6 protein-coding genes and 1 tRNA gene are annotated in these 6,610 nt (G+C 34.5%); 1 reads left to right on the forward strand and 6 read right to left on the reverse strand.

The window, feature by feature from the left end:
* Positions 1–213: 213 nt before the first annotated feature.
* Complete coding sequence (locus JOC75_RS23010; RefSeq protein WP_204956263.1) at positions 214–2,148, forward strand: ABC-F family ATP-binding cassette domain-containing protein; 1,935 nt, start codon at positions 214–216, stop codon at positions 2,146–2,148.
* A gap of 452 nt (positions 2,149–2,600) precedes the next feature.
* Here JOC75_RS23010 and tsaD read toward each other — a convergent pair whose 3' ends face one another.
* From tsaD to JOC75_RS23040, 6 genes are all read right to left on the reverse strand, one after another.
* Positions 2,601–3,623 carry a tRNA (adenosine(37)-N6)-threonylcarbamoyltransferase complex transferase subunit TsaD gene (tsaD, locus tag JOC75_RS23015; RefSeq protein WP_204956264.1) on the reverse strand — a complete coding sequence of 341 codons (1,023 nt, stop codon included), beginning with the start codon at positions 3,621–3,623 and terminating at the stop codon, positions 2,601–2,603.
* Positions 3,620–4,072, reverse strand: a complete 453-nt coding sequence (rimI, locus tag JOC75_RS23020; RefSeq protein WP_204956265.1) for a ribosomal protein S18-alanine N-acetyltransferase — start codon at positions 4,070–4,072, stop codon at positions 3,620–3,622. Before rimI ends, tsaD begins: the two co-directional genes overlap by 4 nt.
* 13 nt (positions 4,073–4,085) lie before the next feature.
* A complete protein-coding gene (gene tsaB, locus JOC75_RS23025) occupies positions 4,086–4,775 on the reverse strand; it encodes a tRNA (adenosine(37)-N6)-threonylcarbamoyltransferase complex dimerization subunit type 1 TsaB (protein WP_204956266.1) in 690 nt (229 codons plus the stop codon).
* Complete coding sequence (gene tsaE / locus JOC75_RS23030; protein WP_204956267.1) at positions 4,756–5,229, reverse strand: tRNA (adenosine(37)-N6)-threonylcarbamoyltransferase complex ATPase subunit type 1 TsaE; 474 nt, start codon at positions 5,227–5,229, stop codon at positions 4,756–4,758. Before tsaE ends, tsaB begins: the two co-directional genes overlap by 20 nt.
* An 11-nt stretch (positions 5,230–5,240) precedes the next feature.
* Positions 5,241–6,227 carry a thiamine-phosphate kinase gene (gene thiL / locus JOC75_RS23035; protein ID WP_204956268.1) on the reverse strand — a complete coding sequence of 329 codons (987 nt, stop codon included), beginning with the start codon at positions 6,225–6,227 and terminating at the stop codon, positions 5,241–5,243.
* Between the two features lie 289 nt (positions 6,228–6,516).
* Positions 6,517–6,593 (reverse strand) — tRNA-Asp (locus JOC75_RS23040).
* Positions 6,594–6,610 lie beyond the last annotated feature (17 nt).

Below are 6,610 nucleotides of genomic sequence, written 5' to 3' on the forward strand. Positions count from 1 at the left end.
GTCCCCTTATATCTAGACTATACACTATTTTATACCATCTGTCTGTTTTGTTATTGTGACAATTATTTGAATAGCCATAACTCGCTACTATTCAATGAAATCAAGTAAAAAGTCATACAACCTACCATACAAAATTCACCATCTTAAACAGTGTCTTTGTTGCCCATATGCAGTTATTAAGCTACACTTAAAGCATTAGTAGAGGTGAAATATATGATATTACTACAAATAAATCAACTTAGTAAATTTTTCGGTGCTGATCCTATTTTAACGAATATTAAGCTAGAAGTACAAACAAGAGATAAAATTGCTCTTGTTGGTCGTAATGGAGCAGGGAAATCTACCCTTTTAAAAATAATAGCAGGTCAGATCGCCTACGATTCTGGTGAAATGATTAAACCAAAGGATGCTACAATTGGCTACCTTGCACAAGACACAGGATTAGTATCCACACTTTCTATTTGGGAAGAAATGAATACAGTTTTCAAAGACTTAAAATCAATGGAAACAGAAATGAGAAATGCTGAACAAAAAATGGCTACTGTTGATCCTGATAAAGACGCACAGAAATTTGAGCAGCTTTTAAAGGATTATGATCGCTTACAGGTGAAATTTAAAGAAAATGGTGGATATCAATATGAAGCAGATATCCGCTCGGTTCTTCACGGATTAGGATTTAGTACATTTGATCCTAGCACAAAAATCTCTTCCTTAAGTGGTGGCCAAAAAACAAGACTTGCTTTAGGAAAATTATTATTAACAAGTCCTGATCTTCTTATATTGGATGAACCAACAAACCATCTAGATATTGAAACTCTTACATGGCTTGAGCAATATTTACAAAACTATTCTGGAGCCATCTTAATCGTATCACATGACCGTTATTTCTTAGATAAGATTGTTACACAGGTTTATGAAATCAGTCGACATACTAGTACTAAATTCACTGGTAATTATAGTAGTTATTTAAAGCATAAAGCTGAAAACTATGAAAAAGAAATGAAGTCATATGATAAGCAGCAAGAAGAAGTTGCCAAGCTAAAGGATTTTATTCAGCGAAATTTAGCTCGTGCATCAACAACAAAGCTTGCCCAAAGTAGGCGTAAGAAATTAGAGAAAATGGATTTAATGCACAAACCACTCGGAGATGAAAAATCAGCTAATATTCAATTTGATATTGAAAGGCAAAGTGGAAATGATGTATTAAAAGCAGAGAATATCTCTGTATCCTATGACGGTGTCACACCAGTTATTTCTGATATCTCCTTCTCTATTTCTCGTGGTGATAGCATTGCTTTAGTTGGACCGAATGGAATAGGTAAATCAACTCTATTGAAATCTGTCGTGTCAAAGCTAGATTCCTTAACAGGATCATTTGCGATAGGATCTAATGTCCAAATTGGCTACTATGACCAACAACAAGCAGATCTCACTTCTAATAAACGAGTTGTGGACGAGCTGTGGGACGAGTATCCTCATAAAACAGAAAAAGAAATCCGGACAATTCTTGGTAACTTTCTGTTTTCAGGAGATGATGTATTAAAGCCTGTTTCAACCTTAAGTGGAGGAGAAAAAGCTCGACTTGCTTTATCCAAATTAATGCTACAAAACGCAAATTTTCTTATCCTTGACGAACCAACGAACCATTTGGATTTAGATAGTAAAGAAATTTTAGAAAATGCCCTAATCGATTATCCTGGGACCATTCTTTTTGTTTCACATGATAGATATTTTATTAATAGAATTGCCACAAAGGTATTTGAGCTATCAAAGCATCAGCTAACAGAATATCTCGGTGATTATGATTATTATTTAACAAAACAAGAAGAACTGTTAGAGCATGAACGTTTAGAACAATTGACTCGTGAAGGATCTTCTAATAAGAAAGCTGATACCCAACCAGAAGGCAAATTAAATTATCAACAAGAAAAGGAATTAAAAAAGCTCGAGCGACAAAAGCAGCGTAGAATTGAAGAAATCGAAAATGAAATAAGTGAAATCGAAGAAAAAATCGAAAAAAATGAAGCTTTACTATGTGATCCTGATATCTACCAAAATCACGAAGAAGTACAAAAATTAAATACCGAAACCGAGCTCCTACAATCAAAACTAGAAGAATTAATGACAGAGTGGGAACAGCTACATTAAACAGTGAGAATTTCTCACTGTTTTTTGTATATTGGGGTCTGCCCCCAAGTTTGCACATTTTTTCGACATATTTTTAGTACCTTAATTTAAGAAGTGAACTTTCCACAAAAACAGGTTTTCCAACAGTTCATTATCCACATGAGAAATCCTTTATTTCCAACATATCAACAGACTTATGCACATTGTCCACAGTTTTCAGGATTTTTTATCAACTTATACACAGGCTAAAATTTATTGATATGACAGCATTTTTTATACTTTTACACATTTCTACAATTATCGTGTATATTCTGTGGATAAGTCTGTTAGCAGTCTGGATAACCCTCATTTTCATAAATTTATTCTGAAAAAATTGTAGATAGTTGACCTTTTTCCCTGTTAGTAACAGTGTTTTCATACTATAACTACCATGACTTTCTTCACAAAAAAAGCCTTCGACAAGTCGAAAGCTGTTAATAAGATGTTAATTCTAAGCCCGGATTTGCATTTAACGCTAAATCACTTCTAACACCCTTATCATATAAAACACTACCTGCAGCTGCTATCATTGCAGCATTATCTGTACAAAGTGCTAGAGGAGGAATGATTAATTCTAATCCTTCTCTAGTCGCAAATTCCTTTTCTAATGCTGCACGTAAACCTTTATTCGCCGCTACACCTCCAGCAACCAATAACTGCTTTACTTTATATTTATCCACAGCATATCCAGTTTTTGTGACTAACACATCAATAACACTTGCTTGAAAGCTAGCCGCAACATCTTTAGGATCAAGTTCAATATCCTTTTGTTTTGCATTATGCAACGTGTTAATAACGGCTGACTTTAAACCACTAAAACTAAAATCAAAAGAACCTTCTCCAAGCCAAGCTCGTGGTAAATCAATAGATGGATTTCCTTCATGTGCTAAACGATCAATATGAGGACCACCTGGATAAGGAAGACCTAGTGTTCTGGCAACCTTATCGTAAGCTTCTCCTGCAGCATCATCTAATGTTTCACCTATTACTTCAAAGCTACCATGTTCTTTCATATAAACTAGCTCCGTATGACCACCAGATACAACTAATGCAAGGAGTGGAAATTGCAGCTCTTTTATCAGCCGATTTGCATATATATGACCTGCAATGTGATGCACTCCAACTAGGGGAATATTATGTGCAAAAGCTAATGCCTTTGCTGCATTCACGCCTGTTAATAGTGCTCCTACTAGCCCAGGTCCTTCTGTAACAGCAATTGCTGATAAATCTTCAAACGTAAGCTCTGCCTTTTGCATAGCTTCTTCAAAAACGATAGTTAGTTGCTCTACATGATGTCTTGAAGCAATTTCAGGAACAACACCACCAAAGCGTTTATGGCTCTCTATCTGAGATGCAACAACATTTGCTACAATTTCCCGACCATTTTTTATAATAGCTGCAGCCGTTTCATCACAGCTTGTTTCAATTCCCAATACATACTGATCTTTTTCACTCATTCTAAATTCACCCACATTATTAAAGCATCTTCTTGATTATCTGTATAATACCTTTTTCTTATACCACCAGTAACAAAGCCAACTTTTTTATAAAGAGACTGAGCGACATGATTTGATACTCGTACTTCTAGAGTTATCCTTTTCGCTTTCATTTCTTTACTTAACTGTACCGCAAATTTGAGGAGAGCTTCTCCAATATTTAGTCCACGATAATCAGGATGAACCGCAATATTTGTAATTTGTGCATCCTCCATGATCACCCATAAACCACAATATCCAATAATCTGTCCCTCTGATTCAACGACTATATATTTAGCAAATAAATTTTGCTCTAATTCATATAGCAAAGATTCCTTTGACCAAGGAGCTGAAAAAGATAGTAATTCTATTTGGTACACTTGCTCGATATCTTCTTTTATCATCTTTCTTATTGAAAGTTTATGATCCAATTTAGCCACCATCTTACTTTTGCTGTTCTAGCCATTTTGCTTCAGCTTCTGCTAGACGAATATAATTTGGCACAAGGCTATGAACATCTGTTGTGTCTTTCATTAAACCAAGAAATGCTAACTCGCTTGGTCGTGGATTATGTAAAGGTACTTGTCCAAATACAGCCTTTTCTCCTAATTCTGTTAAAATTAAATCTCTATGAAGACTTACATCATTACCAATAAATAAAACATCTTCATTTTTTTCTTTAAGCATTTTAAGCCAATCTGTTAATAGTAGATTTTGATCACTTTCTACACAAACAACTTCATTATTATCATATTGATATAAACCTGTATAAACCTGTCCTCTTCTTGCATCAAACAGTGGTGAGATAAACCCATTAAAAAATCTACCGTTTGCAGCTAAAATCTCTAAACTGGAAACACCGACTATAGGTATATCCAGAGACCAAGCTAATGTTTTAGCAATTGATACACCTATACGAACACCAGTATATGATCCTGGACCAGTTGCTACAATAATTTTCTCTAATTGATTTGGTGCTATATCACAATCCTGTAATAATTTCTCGATAGCAGGCATAGCACGAACAGAATGATTTTTCTTTAAATTTGTTATATACTCACCAATAACGATATCTTCATCAACCAAAGCAATTCCAAGTACATTATTGGTTGTATCAATTGCTAATGCTTTCATTGCTTAACTCCTTACATATATCTACATAATGAGAACCATAAGGAGTCATAATAATTTTCCTTGTTGTATCATTCTCATAATAGATTTTAATATCTAAACGTTCTAATGGTAACTGATCCTTTATTAAATGAGCCCATTCAACAACCGTTATACCATCTCCATGGAAGTACTCATCAAAGCCAAGATCTTCATCCTCATCTTCAACACGATATACATCCATATGATATAATGGCAGCCTTCCACCCTTATATTCTTTTATAATCGTGAAAGTAGGGCTATTAACATTACGCTGTATACCAAGCCCCTTAGCTAGTCCTTTTGTAAATGTTGTTTTACCTGCCCCTAAATCACCTTCTAAGGTAATTACATCGCCAGACATTACTTTATTAGCCAAACTACTTGCTATTGTGGAAGTTTCTTCAGCTGTCTTTGTTATCAATTCAAATTGTTCCATTTCTATTCACCTTACTTATTTTTGAAATGGTTATACCCTGACTTATTTAATTGTATCATTTGACCATTTCTATTTTTTAAAAGAACGTTATGATGTTGATTCGTTACAACTCCGATTTTGGTAATGGTTATATTTTTTTCTTTGCAAGCTTGCTTTAACTTATCCCATTCTTTTTCAGAGGTTGTGCCAACTAGTTCGAAATCTTCTCCACCATATAAAATCCACTTTTTAATATCATAAACATCTTGCAGTGATCGTAGTTCCTTACTTACCGGTATATGTTCTTCGTTAATAATCATACCTAGCTTACTTGCTTCAATAAGTTCATTTAGCTCACTTGCTAAGCCATCACTGATATCATTTAGAGAAGCTCGCTCTAGCTCTGCAATGATTTGCCCTGCCTCAACTTGAGCAATTGGTCTTTTATGACGATTCATTAAATAGTTCTGAGTAGTAGGATGAATATTATCTATTTCCTCTAATAAAATAGATAACCCTGCTGAAGAATCACCAATCGTTCCAGTCACAAAAACAATATCTCGATCTTCTGCTTTATTTCTTAGTGTTTGAACATGACTTTCAGCTTCACCAATCACAGTTACTGTAATAACCAATTTATCAGACGTTGAAACGGTATCACCACCGATTAAGTCCATTCTATAGGTGCTAGAAAGCTCCTCCATTCCTTCATAGATCTGAATTAACTCAGCCTCAGTCCATGTTGATGGAATAGCGATAGACACAAGATAATATATCGGTAATGCTCCCATTGCAGCAATATCACTTATATTTACAGCAAGTGCTTTATAACCAATATCTTGAGGAGAAGAGATATTCTTTAAAAAATGAACACCTTCTACCATTGTATCAACACAAACCACTTGGTTGTAGGAATTCGTTGGTTGATAAACTGCAGCATCATCTCCAATACCAACCATCACCTGCTTACGAAAATTACGTGTAGGTTTTACTTTATTAATAAACTCAAATTCATCCATGTGTTTCTCCAATATAAATTTAATTTTGCCATGATGCTTTAAGACGTCACTTAATATAGTGCTGCTATAAATAAACAAAAATAGCGTTATTAAAAAACCTTAGGAATTTGTTTCCTAAGGGAATATCTCTATTCAGTTTAACTAATAATTATAGTTTATCCAAGTTTTATTCTTTCTATCGTATCATAGATGACTTTGTATAGGTAAAGATTGCTTCATTATAAATAGATAAAATAAAAAAGAGCATAAAAAAAACGAAACATCAATGTTTCGATTTGTTTAATATGTATGGCGGTCCGGACGGGACTCGAACCCGCGACCTCCTGCGTGACAGGCAGGCATTCTAACCAACTGAACTACCGGACCAAGTTTTTTTCACGTAG

This window comes from Metabacillus crassostreae, from assembly GCF_016908395.1.
Taxonomy (GTDB): Bacteria; Bacillota; Bacilli; order Bacillales; family Bacillaceae; genus Metabacillus; species Metabacillus crassostreae.

Bases quoted from the DNA above. Each gene is read 5' to 3' on its own strand.
- tsaD (WP_204956264.1), bottom strand. From the start codon at position 3,623: ATGAGTGAAAAAGATCAGTATGTATTGGGAATTGAAACAAGCTGTGAT.
- JOC75_RS23010 (WP_204956263.1), top strand. From the start codon at position 214: ATGATATTACTACAAATAAATCAACTTAGTAAATTTTTCGGTGCTGAT.
- tsaB (WP_204956266.1), bottom strand. From the start codon at position 4,775: ATGAAAGCATTAGCAATTGATACAACCAATAATGTACTTGGAATTGCT.
- tsaE (WP_204956267.1), bottom strand. From the start codon at position 5,229: ATGGAACAATTTGAATTGATAACAAAGACAGCTGAAGAAACTTCCACA.
- thiL (WP_204956268.1), bottom strand. From the start codon at position 6,227: ATGGATGAATTTGAGTTTATTAATAAAGTAAAACCTACACGTAATTTT.